This is a genomic window from Streptomyces sp. NPDC019396 (assembly GCF_040632375.1).
Lineage (GTDB): Bacteria > Actinomycetota > Actinomycetes > Streptomycetales > Streptomycetaceae > Streptomyces.
In genome coordinates, this window is the sequence record NZ_JBEYBS010000006.1 from 153,585 (window position 1) to 169,982 (window position 16,398).

The 16,398-nt window shown below is 72.5% G+C and carries 12 protein-coding genes, 1 tRNA gene and 3 pseudogenes; 12 read left to right on the forward strand and 4 right to left on the reverse strand.

Annotated features, from left to right (window positions below; genetic code table 11):
* The first annotated feature begins 26 nt into the window (after nucleotides 1-26).
* Together ABZ532_RS09180 and ABZ532_RS09185 are read left to right on the forward strand one after the other, a co-directional pair.
* The gene (locus ABZ532_RS09180; RefSeq protein WP_361280639.1) at nucleotides 27-269 is read left to right on the forward strand and encodes a hypothetical protein; all 243 of its coding nucleotides are present in this window, start codon (nucleotides 27-29) and stop codon (nucleotides 267-269) included.
* 49 nt (nucleotides 270-318) lie between these two features.
* A pseudogene (locus ABZ532_RS09185) lies at nucleotides 319-891 on the forward strand (MFS transporter); the annotation flags it as partial.
* Here the strand turns inward: ABZ532_RS09185 and ABZ532_RS09190 are convergent.
* The 3 genes from ABZ532_RS09190 to ABZ532_RS09200 all read right to left on the reverse strand — a co-directional run bounded on the left by ABZ532_RS09190 (nucleotide 857) and on the right by ABZ532_RS09200 (nucleotide 3,400).
* Nucleotides 857-2,155, reverse strand: coding sequence for a sigma-70 family RNA polymerase sigma factor (locus ABZ532_RS09190; protein WP_361280640.1), 1,299 nt, complete (start codon nucleotides 2,153-2,155; stop codon nucleotides 857-859). The pseudogene ABZ532_RS09185 and the gene ABZ532_RS09190 sit on opposite strands and share 35 nt — an antisense overlap.
* Nucleotides 2,152-2,556, reverse strand: a complete 405-nt coding sequence (locus ABZ532_RS09195; protein ID WP_361280641.1) for a YciI family protein — start codon at nucleotides 2,554-2,556, stop codon at nucleotides 2,152-2,154. Before ABZ532_RS09195 ends, ABZ532_RS09190 begins: the two co-directional genes overlap by 4 nt.
* 394 nt (nucleotides 2,557-2,950) lie before the next feature.
* Complete coding sequence (locus tag ABZ532_RS09200; RefSeq protein WP_361280643.1) at nucleotides 2,951-3,400, reverse strand: PaaI family thioesterase; 450 nt, start codon at nucleotides 3,398-3,400, stop codon at nucleotides 2,951-2,953.
* Nucleotides 3,401-3,577: 177 nt separating this feature from the next.
* On the opposite strand from ABZ532_RS09200, the gene ABZ532_RS09205 reads away from it, so the two are divergent.
* The 3 genes and pseudogenes from ABZ532_RS09205 to ABZ532_RS09215 all read left to right on the forward strand — a co-directional run.
* Nucleotides 3,578-4,315: a (Fe-S)-binding protein gene (locus ABZ532_RS09205; RefSeq protein ID WP_361280644.1), complete on the forward strand. Its 738-nt coding sequence runs from the start codon at nucleotides 3,578-3,580 to the stop codon at nucleotides 4,313-4,315.
* Nucleotides 4,312-5,736: pseudogene (locus tag ABZ532_RS09210) on the forward strand (lactate utilization protein B); the annotation flags it as partial. The gene ABZ532_RS09205 and the pseudogene ABZ532_RS09210, both read left to right, overlap by 4 nt.
* 495 nt (nucleotides 5,737-6,231) lie before the next feature.
* Nucleotides 6,232-6,645 (forward strand): annotated as a pseudogene (locus ABZ532_RS09215) (LUD domain-containing protein); the annotation flags it as partial.
* Here the strand turns inward: ABZ532_RS09215 and ABZ532_RS09220 are convergent.
* A complete protein-coding gene (locus ABZ532_RS09220; RefSeq protein ID WP_361280645.1) occupies nucleotides 6,548-7,048 on the reverse strand; it encodes a DUF309 domain-containing protein in 501 nt (166 codons plus the stop codon). The pseudogene ABZ532_RS09215 and the gene ABZ532_RS09220 overlap by 98 nt on opposite strands.
* Nucleotides 7,049-7,155: 107 nt before the next feature.
* Between ABZ532_RS09220 and ABZ532_RS09225 the strand changes: the two genes are divergently transcribed.
* The 7 genes from ABZ532_RS09225 to ABZ532_RS09255 all read left to right on the forward strand — a co-directional run bounded on the left by ABZ532_RS09225 (nucleotide 7,156) and on the right by ABZ532_RS09255 (nucleotide 16,249).
* Nucleotides 7,156-9,810, forward strand: coding sequence for an AAA family ATPase (locus ABZ532_RS09225; protein WP_361280646.1), 2,655 nt, complete (start codon nucleotides 7,156-7,158; stop codon nucleotides 9,808-9,810).
* A 53-nt stretch (nucleotides 9,811-9,863) separates the two neighbouring features.
* A tRNA-Pro gene (locus ABZ532_RS09230) sits at nucleotides 9,864-9,937 on the forward strand.
* Nucleotides 9,938-10,549: 612 nt separating this feature from the next.
* Nucleotides 10,550-11,806 carry a helix-turn-helix domain-containing protein gene (locus ABZ532_RS09235; protein ID WP_361280647.1) on the forward strand — a complete coding sequence of 419 codons (1,257 nt, stop codon included), beginning with the start codon at nucleotides 10,550-10,552 and terminating at the stop codon, nucleotides 11,804-11,806.
* 192 nt (nucleotides 11,807-11,998) lie between these two features.
* Entirely contained in the window at nucleotides 11,999-12,487 is a 489-nt protein-coding gene (locus ABZ532_RS09240) for a cobalamin B12-binding domain-containing protein (protein ID WP_361280648.1), read from the forward strand.
* A 47-nt stretch (nucleotides 12,488-12,534) separates the two neighbouring features.
* Nucleotides 12,535-13,980 carry a methylaspartate mutase gene (locus tag ABZ532_RS09245; protein ID WP_361280798.1) on the forward strand — a complete coding sequence of 482 codons (1,446 nt, stop codon included), beginning with the start codon at nucleotides 12,535-12,537 and terminating at the stop codon, nucleotides 13,978-13,980.
* Nucleotides 13,977-14,978: an asparagine synthetase A gene (locus ABZ532_RS09250; protein ID WP_361280650.1), complete on the forward strand. Its 1,002-nt coding sequence runs from the start codon at nucleotides 13,977-13,979 to the stop codon at nucleotides 14,976-14,978. Before ABZ532_RS09245 ends, ABZ532_RS09250 begins: the two co-directional genes overlap by 4 nt.
* Nucleotides 14,975-16,249, forward strand: coding sequence for a glutamate synthase-related protein (locus tag ABZ532_RS09255; RefSeq protein ID WP_361280651.1), 1,275 nt, complete (start codon nucleotides 14,975-14,977; stop codon nucleotides 16,247-16,249). The genes ABZ532_RS09250 and ABZ532_RS09255 overlap by 4 nt, the downstream gene beginning before the upstream one ends.
* The last annotated feature ends 149 nt before the right edge of the window (nucleotides 16,250-16,398 follow it).

Sequence of the window (16,398 nt, forward strand, 5' to 3'; positions counted from 1 at the left end):
TGCTTCTGCTCGCCGGAGGGCTGAGCGTGCCGCTCGGGATCTGGCCGGATCCCGGTGCGCCGCTGCTCGCGGACTTCTGCTTCCCGACCGCGGTCCTCATGCACGCCTTCCGGAAGGAGAGCGCCCCCGAGGCGCGGCAGTTGGAACGGATCATGTTCCGCAAGGACCTCGCGCTGGGCGGCGCCGCGCTGATGCTGCTCGCGTTCTTCTCCCACACCGGTCATGACCTCGGGCTGACCGTCACCGGACCGCTCCTCCACCTCGGCTGACCGCTTCGCCGACCCGGCTGCTGACCCGGCCCCGGCCATCGCCCACTTCGGTCTCACCCGCCGGCCACCGCGGGCCACGGGCCGCCCCTCGATCGCCCAGACCTGGCGGACCAACGCCCTGCTCTGGTCCTCCCGTCCACGCCGTGCGGTCTTCCTCGCACTCTGGGTACCCAACGGGCTGATCGTGGGCTGCGAGGCCCTGTTCGTCTCCTACGCGCCCGACAAGGCGGGGCTCCTGCTCGCGGCACCGTACGCGATCTTCGCCCTGGACCCCGCGCTACCGCTCGCCCTGACCGCCGTGGTCCTCGCATCGGTCGGCTACGCGGCAAGCCTGCTGCTCCAGGAACGACTGCTGGCGCTGACCCCGGACGAGCTGAGCGGCCACGCCCTCGGCCTCCAGACCTCCCGAATGCTCGCCATGCAGGGCGTCGCCGCCACGCTCGCGGGCGGTGTGGCCCAGTACACCTCGCCCGCCACGGCGATGGCCCTGATGTCCGCCGCCTCGGTCGCGGTCACCCTGGCCCTGGCACCCGGACTGCGCCGCCCCGTGGGCGCCGCCGCCGCTTCCGTTCCGCTCGACGACGACGTCAGCGACCGCGACGCCCGCGATCCGGTGAGCTGAGCCGGGCCGCCCGTATCGTCAGATAGTGCCGCTCCGGCAGGCTCGGAGTGCGACTCGCGGCGACCCGGTACTGCGCTGCGGCGGCATCCCCGTCACCGGCCATGTCGAGCAGGTGCGCCCGCACCACGGACAGCCGGTGATGGTCTCTCAGCACCGGCTCCGCCGCGAGGTCCTCCAGCAACCGCAGTCCCGCGTCCGGGCCGTGCACCATCGCGACGGCGACGGCCCGGTTGAGCGCGTACAGCGGATTGGGGGAGAGCCGCTCCAGCACCCCGTACAGCGCCAGGATCTGCGGCCAGTCCGTCTCCTCGACGCTCTTCGCCTCGTCGTGCACCGCCGCCACGGCGGCCTGTACCTGATACGGACCCAGCCTGCCGCGCGGCAGCACCTCGGTGATCAGCGCGATGCCCTCGGCGACGGCAGCGGCATCCCACAGCGTGCGGTCCTGCTCCGCCAGCGGGATCAGTTCACCGCCCGGGCCGGTCCGTGCCGCGCTGCGGGCATGTGTGAGCAGCATCAGCGCCAGCAGCCCGGCCACCTCGCTGTCGTCGCTCTCACCGGGGAGCATCCGCCGCAGCGCCCGGGCCAGCCGGATCGCCTCCAGGGACAGCTCGACCCGCTGGAGGTCCTCGCCCGCTCCGGACGCGTACCCCTCGGTGAACATGAGATACAGAACATGCAGCACGGAGTCGAGCCGCCGCTGCCAGTCGTCCCGGTCCGGCATCCGGAAAGATGCACCGGACACCTTGATACGTTGCTTCGCCCTGCTGATCCTCTGCCCCATGGTGGCTTCCGGCACCATGAACGCGCGGGCGATCTCACCGGTGGTGAGCCCGCCCACCGACCGCAGGGTCAGCGCGATCGCCGCCGAAGGCGTCAGAGACGGGTGGCAGCAAAGGAACAGCAGGGCGAGGGTGTCATCCCGGCTTGAGTCCTGCTCCTCATCCGCCCCGGGCGCGGCCCACCGGTCGGCACCCTCACGCCTTCCGACCAGATCCTCGCGCCGCCGCCGGGCCTGCTCGCTGCGCACCTGCTCGGTCATCCGCCGGCTCGCCACCTGGATCAGCCAGCCCCGCGGATTGCGCGGCACCCCCTCATCGACCCACTGCGCGGCGGCCGCGAGCAGAGCCTCCTGCACCGCGTCCTCCGCTGTGTCGAAGTCCCCGTACCGCCGGGTGAGCACACCGACGACCTGCGGCGCCAGCACGCGCAGCAGGTCCTCGATGTCCCGGTCGCCCCGGTCGGCTCCGTTCAGTGCCCTCACACGTCCTCGGTCGGCGCGGACAGCACCTGACGCACCTCGATCGGCATGTTCAGAGGCGCACCGCCGGGTCCGGGGGCGGCCGAGATGTGCGCGGCGAGCTCCACCGCCCGCTCCGGTGTCTCGCAGTCGACGATCCAGTACCCCGCGAGGAACTCCTTGGTCTCCGGGAACGGTCCCTCGGTGACGACGGGTACCCCGCCCTCAGTCCCGGCCCGGACGATCCTGGCCGCCTCCGGCATCGCCAGCCCCTGTCCGTCGACGAACTCACCGGCCTCGACCAGCTTCGTGTTGGTGTCGTGCATGAACCCGATGTGCGCCTGGATCTCCTCCGGTGTCCAGGTGTCGATCCGCGGGAAGTCGACGTTCGACTCGCTGAACTGCATCAGCAGCATGTACTTCATGGTTGGCTCCTCTGCCTTCCGCACATTCCGTATTCCGGCGCCCTCACGGCGCTGTCACGGGTAGGTAGAAGCACGTCCGGCGATTTCGACATCCTCGCCGGAGAATCCACCAAGATTTTTGGCCGGGCTCGCATGGGCCTGTGTCTCCCGTACCGGGAGGCCGGCTCCACCGCGTCCCAGCGTGCCACGGCAACGAGAGGGCGGCGGGGAACACCGCGTGTCGGCCCCTGGCCCGGCCGTCGGACGGCGGCCGGCCTCGGCCCGGGCGTCGGACGGCAGGCCGCACCACCGCGTGCAGCGCCGCGCCGAGTCCACCCGGAGCTCGCGGACAGGGGGCTGTCGCGTGATCCCCGGCGGGCGCACGGCGCCGGCCAGGAATTACGGGACAGCGCCCTCAGGACCCCTGATGCCGGATGGTCTGAATGCGCGCGGTCGCGGTGGCCACAGCCACCGGCTTGCCGTCGGCGCCTATGAGCTCACCTGCCAGAAAGCACACGTCCCTACCGCGCTGCACGATCCGTCCCCGCCCCACGAGACGTCCGGGCCGGGCGGGACGGAGGAACTGAACATGCAGATCGACGGTCGGTGCGAACTGGTCCTCGGGCAACGTCGCCACCAGCGCCGGCCCCAGAGTGTCATCGAGCATCGCTGCCAGGAACCCGCCCTGGATCACACCGACGGGGTTGGTGAACTGATCACCCGCCTGAAACGCCACCTCGATGGTTCCCAGCTCCGGATTCACGTCGACCAGCTCCCAGCCGAGCAGCAGCGCCGCGGGTGGCGGCGCCGCCCGCCCTGCCTGTACATCCCAGAACAACCCTTGCCGTTGTGCAGGTATCTCCATGGTCCGCATTGAACAGGGCCCCACTGACAGCCCCGGGAGGATCCGTCGCCCGCGCTGCCCCACGGGAGCGTTGACCTGCCACCCCCACCACATTCCGGTGGGCCGGGAGCATGTGTCCGGCTCGCCCGGGCCCGTCGTGCCTGGTGTGCCGTCAGCGCCCCGTCATATCCTCCGCCCATGCGCGTCGCCCTGTTCGTCACCTGTGTCAACGACGCCGTATATCCCTCCACCGGAGTGGCCACGGTGCGCCTGCTCGAGCGCCTCGGTGTCGAGGTCGACTTCCCGGCCGCGCAGACCTGCTGCGGACAGCCGCAGTTCAACACGGGCTACCGGGGCGAAGCGAAACGACTCGTGCGTCGCACGGCCCGTGCGTTCGCGGGGTACGAGTATGTCGTCACGCCCTCCGGCTCGTGTGCCGCGATGGTGCGGCACCAGTATCCGCGGCTCGGTGGCGCGGAGGCCGCGTCGCTGGCCTCACGGACATTCGAGCTCACCGAGTTCCTGGTCGACGTCCTCGGAGTCGTCGACGTGGGTGCCAGCTTCCCGCACAAGGTCACGTATCACCCGTCCTGCCACGGGCTGCGGCTGCTTCGTCTGGGGCAACGGCCGCGGCGGCTGCTCGAAGCGGTCGCGGGGCTCGAGCTCGTGGAGTTGCCGGGTGCCGAGGAATGCTGCGGGTTCGGCGGTACGTTCGCGGTCAAGAACGCCGATGTGTCCACGGAGATGGGCCGTGACAAGACGCGCAGCGCGCTGGCGACCGGGGCCGGGGTGCTGTGCGGTGGTGACAACTCCTGTCTGATGCACCTTGACGGCATCCTGCGGCGCGCGGACGCGCCCATGCGCGTCCTGCACATCGCCGAGATCCTCGCCGCGACGGAGGGCCAGGGGACGGGAGAAAGGAGTGGTTCCGCATGAGCGGCACGTTTCTCGGGATGCCGTCATTCCCGTCGTTCCCCGACGCGGCACGCCCAGCCGTACGCGACGAGACCCTGCGTGCCAACCTGCGGCACGCCACCCACACGATCCGTGACAAGCGCGCCAAGGCCGTGGCCGAGCTGGACGACTGGACGCGGCTGCGTGCGGCGGGGAAGCAGATCAAGGACCTGGCGCTGAGTCGGCTCGACGCGTATCTGGTCCAGCTGGAGGAGAACGTCACCGCGGCCGGCGGCACCGTGCACTGGGCGGCCGATGCCGCCGAGGCCAACCGGATCGTCGCCGCGCTGGTGAAGGCCACCGGCGAGCGGGAGGTCGTCAAGGTCAAGTCCATGGCCACACAGGAGATCGGGCTCAACGAGTTCCTCGCGTCCGAGGGCATCGTGGCATACGAGACCGACCTCGCGGAGCTCATCGTGCAACTGGGGGAGGACCGGCCGTCCCACATCCTCGTGCCCGCGATCCACCGGAACCGCGGCGAGATCCGCGAGATCTTCCGCGAGCGTATGGGGGACTGGGGCCGTCCGGCTCCCGAAGGACTCGGCGACAGCCCCGCCGAGCTGGCGGAAGCGGCCAGGCTCCATCTGCGTGAGAAGTTCCTGCGGGCCAAGGTCGCCGTCTCCGGGGCCAATTTCATGGTCGCCGGGACCGGCACGCTCGTGGTGCTCGAATCCGAGGGCAACGGGCGGATGTGCCTGACCCTCCCCGAGACACTGATCTCCGTCGTCGGGATCGAGAAGGTCGTGCCCACCTGGCGCGATCTGGAGGTCTTTCTCCAGACGCTGCCACGCTCCTCCACGGCCGAACGGATGAACCCGTACACGAGCATGTGGACCGGAGCGACGGCCCCGGAGACCGCTGACGGCCCCTCCGCCTTCCACCTCGTGCTCCTCGACAACGGCCGCACCCGGACGCTCGCCGACGAGACCGGTCGTCAGGCACTGCGCTGCATCCGCTGCTCCGCCTGTCTGAACGTGTGCCCGGTGTACGAACGCGCCGGGGGTCATGCCTACGGCTCCGTCTACCCCGGCCCCATCGGCGCGATCCTCACTCCGCAACTACGCGGTACATCGAGTGAGATCGACGCCTCCCTGCCGTTTGCCTCGTCGCTGTGCGGGGCGTGCTACGACGTCTGCCCGGTCGCCATCGACATCCCCGAGGTACTGGTCCATCTGCGCGAGCGTGTGGTGGAACAGGGCGGCGGCCTCGGGCATCGCTTCGAGAAGGCCGCGTTCAAGGCGGCGGGCTGGCTGCTCGACCACCCGTCCGCCTTCGCCGTGAGCGAGCGACTCGCCGCGAGGACCCGCCGCGTTCACCCGGCGCGTCCTCCCGGGGCGGGGGCCTGGACGGCCACCCGTGACCTGCCCCTGCTGCCGGCGGAACCGTTCCGCGACTGGTGGCGCAAACACCGTGCGCGGGACGGGGATGACGCGGGGGGTCCGGCCGGGGGCACGCCGGGTGAGCAGCCGGCGTCGGACGCGGCCATCGGACCCGGGCGCCCGGCGCCCACCGCGTCGGCCGTTCACGGCGGCAGTGCGAGGGAGCTGATCCTCGCGCGGATCAGGGCCGCCGTCCGCGTAGCACCCGACACACCCCGCACACGTGATGCGCCCGGCACGCCTGACGAGCCCGGCACATCCGACGTACCCGACGAGCCCGACGTACGCCGCGACTACCTCGAGTCCCACACCCCCGGCGACCCGGCGGCCGTCACCGATCTGCTGCACGAGAACCTCGCCGACTACCGCGCCCTCGTCCACCGCACCGACCAGCACGGCCTCCCCGCGCTCCTGGCGCGGCTGCTCGCGGCGCGGGGCTCCCGCACCGTGCTCGTACCGCCCGGACTCCCGGCGCACTGGCTGGAAGGGGCGGCGCACATCACCGCGGTGGCGGACCGGGCGAGCTCCACGGCACGCGAACTCGACGCCGTCGACAGCGTCATCACCGGCTGCGCCCTCGCGATCGCCGAAACCGGCACGATCGTGTTGGACGGCGGCCCCGATCAGGGGCGGCGGCGGATCACTCTCGTCCCCGACCACCACATCTGCGTGGTGCGGGCACCCGAACAGATCGTCGCATCGGTGCCGCAGGCGCTGACCGGACTGGACCCCGCCCGCCCGATGACGTGGATCTCCGGGCCCTCGGCCACCAGCGACATCGAGCTCGACCGGGTCGAGGGCGTGCACGGCCCGAGGACCCTGGAGGTCGTGATCGTCACGGGCTGCGGCGGAGCCGCGGTGCCCGATCCGCCGCCGACACGGCCGCTCCGCCCCGGCGCAGCTCATCCGTCAGTGCGCCCGCCCAGCGGGTGAGCCCCTCCACGTCGACGCCGTGCAGACCGGAGGGCGGAGCAGAGGTCGCGTAGGACGCCACCGAATCGGCCCCACGGGCCAGCAGCGCCGCGCCGCCGCGCGCATTGCCCCGCGCCGCGTGCGTCAGCCCGACCGCGAGCTGTGCGAGGCCCCGCCACAGCTCTCTCTCCTCCTCCGGCCCGGACTTCCAGGCATCCTCCAGCACCTCATGGGCATGGAACGGCATCCCCGCGTCCAGCAGCCGCTGGGCCTCAACCAGCGTCTGCGGCGGTGTGCGCACCAGTCCCTCCGGTTGCCGTGGCACGCCCTCCGCCCCGTACGGCAGGGGGCGCCCGAGTCCGTCCCGGGGGCGCGCGCTGCGGGCCTTGCCCTCGTTGTCGCGGTCTCTCGACGTCCTGTTCACGCCTCGATTGTCACTCGCAGGGCGTGCCGTGGCAGAACGGTGTCCGCCATCGGCGCGACCGGACTACTCTCAGCCATCTGACACCTCGTGGGGAGGGGAGGTCGCCCATGCCGTACCGGGCGCAACACCATGAACGTACAGCGCTCCTGGAGCGCGAGCCGGAGGTCGCAGCGGCTGCGCGCGCCGTGGAGGCGCTGCGCTCGGAACGCGCCACCGGCGGCCTGCTGATCTACAGCGGCGAGGCGGGCCTTGGCAAGACCGCGCTCCTCGCCGAGGTGAGCGGCATCGCCAGCGCCCGTGGCTGCACGGTCCGCACCGCGCGGGGCAGTGAGACCGCCACCTCCGTACCGTTCCACGTCGTCCGGCAGCTGCTCCAGCCGGCGCTCGGCGGCATGGCACCGGACGAGGCGCGCGAACTGTTCGGCGACTGGTACGACATCACCGCGCCCGCACTCGGCCTCGCGGCCCCGTCCGGGCCGCCCGCAGACCCGCAGGGCGTTCGCGACGGACTCGACCGGGTCGTCACCGCACTCTCCGAACGCCTGCGCAAGCGGCCCCTCGTCGTCCTCGTCGACGACGCCCACTGGTCGGACGGCGAGTCGCTCGGCTGGCTCGTGTCCTTCGCCACCCGGCTGAGCACGCTCCCGCTCCTCATCGTCCTCGCACACCGCCCGGAAGACGCATCCGACGCCTCGTCCGTGCTCCTGAACACCGCGGGTGCCGCGGCGCGTCTGCGTATCCCGCTGCACGAGCTGACCACCGAGGCCGTGTCGGAGCTCGTCAGGGCCATCGTCGGCGAGGCTGCCGACGACGCGTTCTGCCGCGAGGTCTGGGCCGTCACCCACGGCAACCCGTACGAAGCGGTCGAGCTCATCGCCAAGGTGCAGGACCACGCTCTCGAGCCCGTCGGGCCCCGCACCCGCGAACTGCGCGCCCTCGGTGCCACCGCACGCGGCAGCGGGCTGGTCGCCAGGCTCGAGGGACTGGGGCCCGACACCACCAGGTTCGCCTGGGCGGCCGCCGTCCTCGGCACCGACATCTCGCTCGAACTCGCCGCCTCCCTCGCCGGGATGCCGGCGGCCAAGGCAGCCGCATGCGCGGAGCGGCTGCGCGACGCGCGCATCGTCACCGGGCCCGACCCGCTCGAGTTCGTCCACCCGCTCATCGCCACAGCCGTCTACCGTGCCATCCCTCCGGCCATGCGCACCGCCATGCACGGCCGCGCCGCCTGGGCCGTCACAGACGCAGGACTCGGCTCGGCCGCGGCCTCCCGCCATCTCCTCGAAGTGCATCCCGACGACGACCAGGAAGTCGTCCAGCAGCTGAGGGAGGCCGCAGCGGACCATCTGGCGGTCGGCGCGCCGGAGGCGGCCCGCCGCTGCCTCGAGCGGGCACTAGAGGAGCCGCCGCGCAGCGGGACCCGCGCGCAGGTGCTCTACGAACTGGGCTGCGCAGCCCTGCTTACCTCCCCGCCGACCACCATCCGGCATCTGCGCCAGGCTCTGGAACTGCCCGGACTCGACCGTGGACTACGCGTGGACGCCACCTACCGCCTGGCCCAGGCGCTCGCCCACAACGACCAGCTCAACGAAGCGGCCGTCACCCTCGCCGCCGAGGCGGCCGACACCCCGCCCGGTCCGGCCCGGATGCGGCTCCAGGCCGCGCAGTTCCTCTGGGAGGGTACCCAGGCCAGGGAACACGACGGCCCGGCGCGCTCACGCCGGCTCGCCGAACTCGCCGACCGGCTCCAGGGCCGCGACAACGCCGAGCGCGCCCTGCTCACCATCCGGGCCTTCGACGCGATGCTGCGCGGCGAGGACGCCGAGCTCGTCGTGGCACTGTGCGACCGGGCCCTGGTCGACGGGCATCCGGCTCCCGGGCTCGGCTGGACCGACACCGAATGGGGCTTCGAGCCGCCGGCGCTCGCCGGAATCAGCTACGCGTTCACCGACCGGCTGGACCGGGCGGAAGCGCTGTTCACCGAGGCCGTCCGGGCGTACGAGATCTCCGGCTGGAGCGGAGCGCACCTGGCCTTCGCGCATACCCTGCTCGGTCTCGTCCACCGCCGCAGGGGCAATCTGCACGAGTCCGAGGCGTTCCTGCGCGAAGGGCTGAGACTGGCCGACCGCATAGGGCGCGGGCTGCCCGTGCACTGGATCTCGGTGGGCCTGCTCATCGACACCCTGCTGGCGCGCGGCGACACATCCGGAGCCGAGGCGGTGGCCGAGCGATACGCCTTCCGGCCGCCCTACCCCAACGCCATCGTGATTCCCGACGGCCCGAGCGTACGCGGACGCCTGCTGCTGGCCACCGGGCACACCAAGGAGGGGGTGTCCGAACTGGAGTCCGGCGGAAGGGACTTGGAGAGCCGGGGACGCCACAACGGCGTCTGGGCCCCCTGGGCCGGTGACCTGGCCCGTGCCATCGCCACCGAATCCCCGGCGCGCGCCGCCCAGCTGACCACCCGGGCCCGGGCCCATGCCGAGCGCTTCGGAACCGGAACGGCCATCGGGGAGGCCCTTCGCTGCGCCGCCGCCCTGGCTCCGGAAGCGGAGGCCATCCCGCTGCTCGACCGGGCCGTCCGCCACCTGGAGGCCTCGCCGTCCGCGTACGAACACGCTCTGGCCCGCTATGAGTACGGCCTCGCCCTGCGCTCCCCGCGCGAGCTCACCCGAGCCGCCGACCTGGCCACCACCTGCGGCGCCGCCACCCTCGCGGCACGCGCCCGGGAAGCCCGCGCGTCCATCGTGGCTCCGGAGTGAGGTAATCTTGACCCTGCGCGCACGGCAGGGGCCCGACCCCGGCCAACGCGCATCGGGACGTGGCGCAGCTTGGTAGCGCACTTGACTGGGGGTCAAGGGGTCGCAGGTTCAAATCCTGTCGTCCCGACTTTTCGAAGTCGCTGGTCAGGGGGCAGTTTCAGAGCAGTCTGAAACTGCCCCCTCAGCGTTTTCGGGCCGCTCGATGACCGTGTGTGCTCGACCGCGGCAGTCGGCGGCCATGCGATTCACCCGGCGCCGGGGCGCTGACGGAGGCCGACCGGCACCCGGGCTTCTCCGATGCGAGGCGCGGCCGCACCGCCGTCAGTCCCGGCAAGCCCACGGCGAACCCGCACCCGCACCCGCACGGGCGGACCACCCGGGTGGTCTCGCGCATCAGCCGGCTCGGCAGGGCGGACGGCGCGGCGCTTCCTTCGTCCGCTGGGGCGTGCACCGGGCACGCGGCGTGTCCGCCATCCCGTTCGCCCCTGCGTGCTCCCGTCCCCGACCGCGCGGCGGTTCCGGCACCCCGGCCCCGCTGGAGAGTTGGTGGGTGGCGTGGAGAGGGCGTGAACGTGTGGTGATCGGCCGTTGATCGGTCGTAGAGCCGTGCCGTGGACCATCGGCGCCAAGGGGAACACGGCTCGACGGTCACCACCGTTCGCCGCCGCCCTCGGCGTGCCACGCGCTGCCCGGGCCCCCGGTCCCCAGTGCTGGCCAACCCACGGAAGGTGGACGAGGCATGGACGGTTTTCAGTCGCTTCAGTCGACGGCGGGCTTCGGAGCGCTGCTCAGGGTCCGGCGTGAAAGGGTCGGCCTGACGCAGCAGGTGCTCGCCGATCACGCGACCCTGAGCGTACGGGCGATCCGGGACATGGAGACCGGGCGGGTGCAGCGCCCGCGGCAGGAGACCGTCCGGCTGCTGGCCGACGCGCTGCGGCTTGAGGGCCGGAACCGGTCGAACTTCGAGGCGGCCGCGCGCCGGCAGACGCTGGCCGATGAGCCGCGCGACGAGCCGACCGCGCCGCCGGTCGCCCGGGGCGCGATCGTCGGCCGGGAGCTGGAGACCGATGTGCTGACCGACGCTCTCGCCGTACACGGCGACCGGCTGGTCACGGTGGCCGGACTGGGCGGGGCGGGCAAGACCCGGTTGGTCCTGGAGGTCGCGCGACGGCTGCACCTCGCGTCGCGGTGGTCGGTGCGCTGGATCGACTGCGGCCGTCAGCCGCCCGCCGGACTCGAGCGCCGCGAGGACCTCGCCCGGGCGATCGGGGAACGCCCCACCCTGCTGGTCCTGGACGGCGCCGACGCCGGAGTTGACACGATTCTGCTGGACGAGCTGTTCCACCGCTGCTCCGGCCTGCGGGTGCTGATCACCGCCCGGGTCCCGCAGGCGCTGCCCGGCGGCCAGGTGATCCCGCTCGCCCCGCTGCCCACCCCCGGGCCGGAACTCGACCACGACCCGGTGGCGCTGGCCGAGGTGGGCGCCGTCCGGCTGTTGCTCACGCACCTGCGCCGACTCCGTCCCGGTTACCGCATGGGGCCCGATGACGCGCCCGCCATTGCCGCGCTCTGCCGTCAACTCGACGGTCTGCCGGGCGCGTTGGAGCTCATGGCCGACTGGTCGGCGGTGCTGTCCCCGCGCCAGCTGGTGGCGCAGCTGGCGGACGGTCCGTTCCACCTGGCGCCGCCGCCGGCCGGGTACGGCGGCAGGGCGGACGTGGGTGCGGCGCTGGGGGCCGCGCTGGACCGGCTGACGCTCGGCCAGCGGGACCTGCTGGAGCAGCTCGCGGCCAGACCGGGGGACTGGTCGGGCGAGGACGCCGTCGAGCTGAGCGGCCGGCCGCCGCAGGAGTGCCTTGCGGCGGTGCACGAACTGCTGGCGAGCGGGCTGATCCGCAGCGTTCCCGCCCGGGACGGCGTGCGGTTCACCGTGCTGAACCTCTGCCGGCGCCTGTGCGGCACCGGTGCGTACCCGGAGCTGGCGACGGCGAGCTGAGCCCCGTCCGACGGCCCCGGCCAGGGCCGATACTGCCCGCATCCTGCCGGGCGAGCTGCCGGTCCGGCGCCGGGATCCTCCCTAGCGTTCTGTCCACGGCCGGGCGAGCCGGACTTCCTTTCGCCCCGGACACCCGGAGCCCCACCACTCCCCGGGACTCCCCACCACCTACTGACACAGAGGGTTTGCGCCGTGGAGCAGCATGCCGTGGAGCAGCACGGAAAGGCCGAGCCGACCGGTCTGGACATCGTCGTGACGACCATGGCCTCGGACTCGCACACCTGGAATCTGGTCTTCCTCCAGCTGCTGCTGGAGGAGCTCGGTCACCGGGTCACCAACCTGGGCGCGTGCGTGCCCGACGAGCTGCTGGTCGCCGAGTGCCGCCGGATCGAGCCGGACCTGATCGTGCTGAGCAGTGTCAACGGCCACGGGTTCCACGACGGACTGCGGGTGATCGCGGCGCTGCGCGACTGCCCCGAGCTGTCCCGCACGCCGACGGTGATCGGCGGGAAGCTCGGGATCGCTGGCTCCGGCACCCCGGCCCGGCAGCGGACGCTGCTGACCGCAGGCTTCGACGGGGTGTTCGAAGAGGGCGGCTCGGTGCTGGAGTTCCAGTCCTTCGTCGGCTCGCTGCCCGCCGGATCCAGGTCGCTGCCCGCCGCGTCGGGGGTGCTGCTGTGACCGGCTCCGGGGGCGGCGCGAGCGACGCGCTCACCGCCCACCGGGACGTGCCTGCCGCCCGCACATCCGCCCCCGCCGCCCTCAGGTCCGGCTTCGGGGCTTTCGTCGCCGGCGCCCGGGCGACGGGCGCCCTCGTGGTCCAGCCCAGGATGGGCATGGCAGACCCGCTGCGGATGCGCGGCGGCCTGCTCGCCACCCGGGACGCGGACGCCGTCACCGTCGGCACCATCACGCTCGACAGCTACACCCGCACCGGCGACCTCGCGGCCGCCCGGGAGGCCCTCGCAGAGGGGGTCGGCCTGAACGGATACCCGATAGCCACCCACTCCGCGGACACCACCCGGGCGGTGCTGCGGGGCGTCGCGGACGCACGCTTCCCGGTGCAGGTCCGGCACGGTTCGGCGATGCCGGAGCACATCGTCCGCGCGCTGCTGGCAGTCGGTCTGGACGCCACCGAAGGAGGTCCGGTCTCGTACTGCCTGCCGTACAGCCGGACACCGCTGCGTGAGGCGGTCGCATGCTGGCGGCGGAGCTGCGAACTACTGCTCTCAGCGAGGGAGTTCGGTGCAGAACCGCATCTGGAGACGTTCGGCGGCTGCCTGATGGGTCAGCTCTGCCCGCCGAGCCTGCTGATCGCGGTCAGCGTGCTGGAGGCGCTGTTCTTCCGGCAGCACGGCCTGCGCTCCATCTCGCTCAGCTACGCCCAGCAGGCCGATCCGCGCCAGGACGAGGAGGCGCTCACCGTACTCGGACGGCTGGCCGGCGAACTGCTGCCGGACGTCGACCACCACGTCGTCCTCTACGCCTACATGGGCGTCTTCCCGCGCTCACCCGGCGGTGCCCGGCTGCTGCTGGAGGACGCGGCCCGGCTGGCGGTGCGGGCCGGTGCGGCCCGGCTGATCGTCAAGACCACCGCCGAGGCGCACCGGATCCCGACCGTCGGCGAGAACGTCAGGGCGCTGGAGACGGGTGCCGCGGCAGCCGCCGACGAGCGGTCCCGCACACCGCTGGCCGGTGTGCCCGGCACGCACATCGAGGACACCGGTATCGAGGCGGAGGCACGGGCGCTGATCGGTGCCGTGCTGGAGCTGGACGCCGACGTCGGCCGAGCGCTGATACGGGCCTTCGCCGCCGGCTATCTGGACGTCCCCTACTGCCTGCACCCCGACAACGCCGGCCGGGCCCGCACCTCGCTCGCGCCCGACGGCCGGCTGCACTGGTCGAGCGTGGGCTCGATGCCGATCGCCGGCCTGGCGGACGGTGGCCCGCGTCCCCCGATCCTCGGGTCGGCCGGGCTGCTCTCGGCGCTCTCCCACCTCCAGCGGACCTACGACGCCCGCGCCGCCGCGCCGTCGGCCGTCGGGGCCGCCCCTGGCACGACCCTCGTCGGAGCAGCCCCCGGCACGACCCGCACGCCCGTACCGCCTCACCCGCCCGTACCGCCCCGCACGACGTCCACGCCACGACGAGAGTTGGGACCCACCACACCATGACCACCGACGGGCTCACTGCCCACGCACCGCTCCCGGACCCCGGTCGCCATCTGACCGCCCCCGCCACTCGCAGCGCGCTCCGGATCCAGCACCAGCTCCTCTCCGCCGCCCGTGAGTTCCTGCGCGAGCAGGGCTTCACCGAGCTGCTCCCGCCGATCATCGGCCCGGTCACCGATCCCGGCTCGCGCGGCTCCAAGCAGGTAGACGTCGACTTCTACGGTCACCGCTACAAGCTGATGACGAGCGCCATCCTCTACAAGCAGGCCTCACTGCTGGCCTTCGACAAGATCTTCTGCATCGCTCCCAACGTCCGGCTGGAGCCGCTGGAGACCGCCGGCACCAGCCGGCACCTGGCCGAATTCCATCAGCTCGACGTGGAGATGGCGGGTGCGACCAGGGACGACGCCGTCCGGCTGGTCGAAGCGTTGGTGGTGTACATGGTCGACAGTGCGATCCGCGAGCTGCCCAAGGAGTTCGCCGAACTCGGCCGGGACGCAGGCGCCTTCGCCGAACTGCTGAAGGGCTCCTTCGGCCGGATGCGGCACGCCGAGGCGGTCGCCGAACTCCAGGGGCTCGGCCACCCGCAGAGCGCGGACGCCGAACTCGACTGGACCGGGGAGGCGTTGCTCTCCGCCCAGCGGGACAGGCCGTTCTTCGTCACCGACTACCCGAAGGGCTCGCGCGGCTTCTACGACCGGGAGAATCCTGAACAGCCCGGCCTGCTACGGAACTTCGACCTGATCGCGGCCGAGGGCTACGGCGAGTTGTGCAGCGGCAGCCAGCGCACCAACGACTACGCGGAGATCGTCACCCGGATACGGGAGACCGGCGAGAATCCGCAGAAGTACCGCTGGTACCTGGACCTGGTCCGCGAGGGCGTGCCCGGCAGCGCCGGTTTCGGCATCGGCGTCGAGCGGCTGACCCGCTACGTGGCCGGGCTGGACGCGGTCTGGCAGGCCAGCGCCTTCCCGAAGCTCGCCGGGGTGGTGTCGCCGTGAGCGACCTCTCGGCGCCCGGTTTCCCGGAGGAGGAGGTGCGCCGGCGCGCCCGGGCCGGCGCGGCGGCGGCCTTCCCGCCGCCGGGGGAGTACGGCCGGGTCCTGCTGGGCGCGGAGCCCTCCGGCGGCGGGTGCCGGGGCGGCGAGCGGGACGCGCTCGACGCGCTGCGGATCGTCCCGCCGGTCCTCATGCCGCAGCGGCTGGCCCGGCTCATCGACCTCGGCCGCGAGCCGGACTACCGGGACGTCGAACTGGCCACGGAGTTCGGTGGGTTCACTTCGGCACTGCCCGTGTACGTCTCCGCCCTCGGCTCCACCCGGGCGGCCGGGGGCGACCTCGGCCTCGCGCTCAGCCGGCAGGCGGGCGCACTCGGCCTCCCCATGGTGATCGGTGAGAACGTCGTCCCGGTCAACGGCTACGGCCGGCTCGGTGAGGCGGCGGACCAGGCACTCCTCGGCCGCCTGCGCGCCTACGCCGACGAACTGCCCGACGGGCGGGGCGGGGTCGCCGTCCAGCAGTCCACCGAGGATGCCGACGCCGAGGTGTGGAACCTCGTCTACAGCGACCCGGCGGCGCTGCCGCTGCTCGAATCGGGGCGGCTGGCCTTCGAGTTGAAGCTCGGGCAGGGTGCCAAACCGGGCCTCGGCGGAATGACCGTGCTGGAGGCCGAGGCCGCTTCCCGGCTCGGTGACCGGTATGGACTGGACGACGTGTTCGGCGACGGCCGGGTGCTGCGCTCCAGTACCCCCGGCACGTTCACGGCGGAGATCCTGCGCCAGCAGGTCCGGCTGATGCGCAACAACTTCCCCCGGGCCCGGATCTGGGTGAAGCTGCACCCCGGCCGGGACGTCGCCGAGGCAGCCCGGGTCGCTGCCGAGGCGGGGGCGGACGCCGTCACCGTGGACGGCGCCGAGGGCGGCACAGGCTGGGCGCCGGGGGTCTTCCCGGACCAGGTCGGTCTGCCGCTCGCGGAATGCCTGCGCCGGCTGGCGACTGCGGGGCCACCGCCCTGCCTGCTGGTCTCCGGACGGGTCTGGGAGGGCGGCCGGGCCGTGAAGAGCCTGGCGCTCGGCGCCCGCGCGGTGGGTCTGGGCCGGGCGGCCCTGCTCGCCACGGACGAGGATCCGCAGGCCGGGCTGATCCGGTTCGCGGAGTGCCTCGCGCTCGAAATCCGGTTACTGATCAGCGCGCTCGGGAAATATGCGCCGACCGCATTGGACCGGGACGACGTATGGTCACCGGAATTCTCCGGGATTCCCGCCGGCGGATAACTGAAACGCTTTGCCCACAGCCCGCCGAGGCGCCCGTGTGTGCCTCGGTGGGCTGTGCTGTTCGCGTCAGCGCGTAACAGCAAAGCGGCAGTTGAAACTGCCGATGGTCTTCCGGGAATTCTGCCGATCGGGCCGGAAGTGCCGCCCTA

What these genes read in the sequence shown, in the direction of transcription:
- ABZ532_RS09225 (WP_361280646.1), top strand. Translation starts at nt 7,156, where the DNA reads ATGCCGTACCGGGCGCAACACCATGAACGTACAGCGCTCCTGGAGCGC.
- ABZ532_RS09250 (WP_361280650.1), top strand. Translation starts at nt 13,977, where the DNA reads ATGACCACCGACGGGCTCACTGCCCACGCACCGCTCCCGGACCCCGGT.
- ABZ532_RS09200 (WP_361280643.1), bottom strand. Translation starts at nt 3,400, where the DNA reads ATGGAGATACCTGCACAACGGCAAGGGTTGTTCTGGGATGTACAGGCA.
- ABZ532_RS09235 (WP_361280647.1), top strand. Translation starts at nt 10,550, where the DNA reads ATGGACGGTTTTCAGTCGCTTCAGTCGACGGCGGGCTTCGGAGCGCTG.
- ABZ532_RS09205 (WP_361280644.1), top strand. Translation starts at nt 3,578, where the DNA reads ATGCGCGTCGCCCTGTTCGTCACCTGTGTCAACGACGCCGTATATCCC.
- ABZ532_RS09195 (WP_361280641.1), bottom strand. Translation starts at nt 2,556, where the DNA reads ATGAAGTACATGCTGCTGATGCAGTTCAGCGAGTCGAACGTCGACTTC.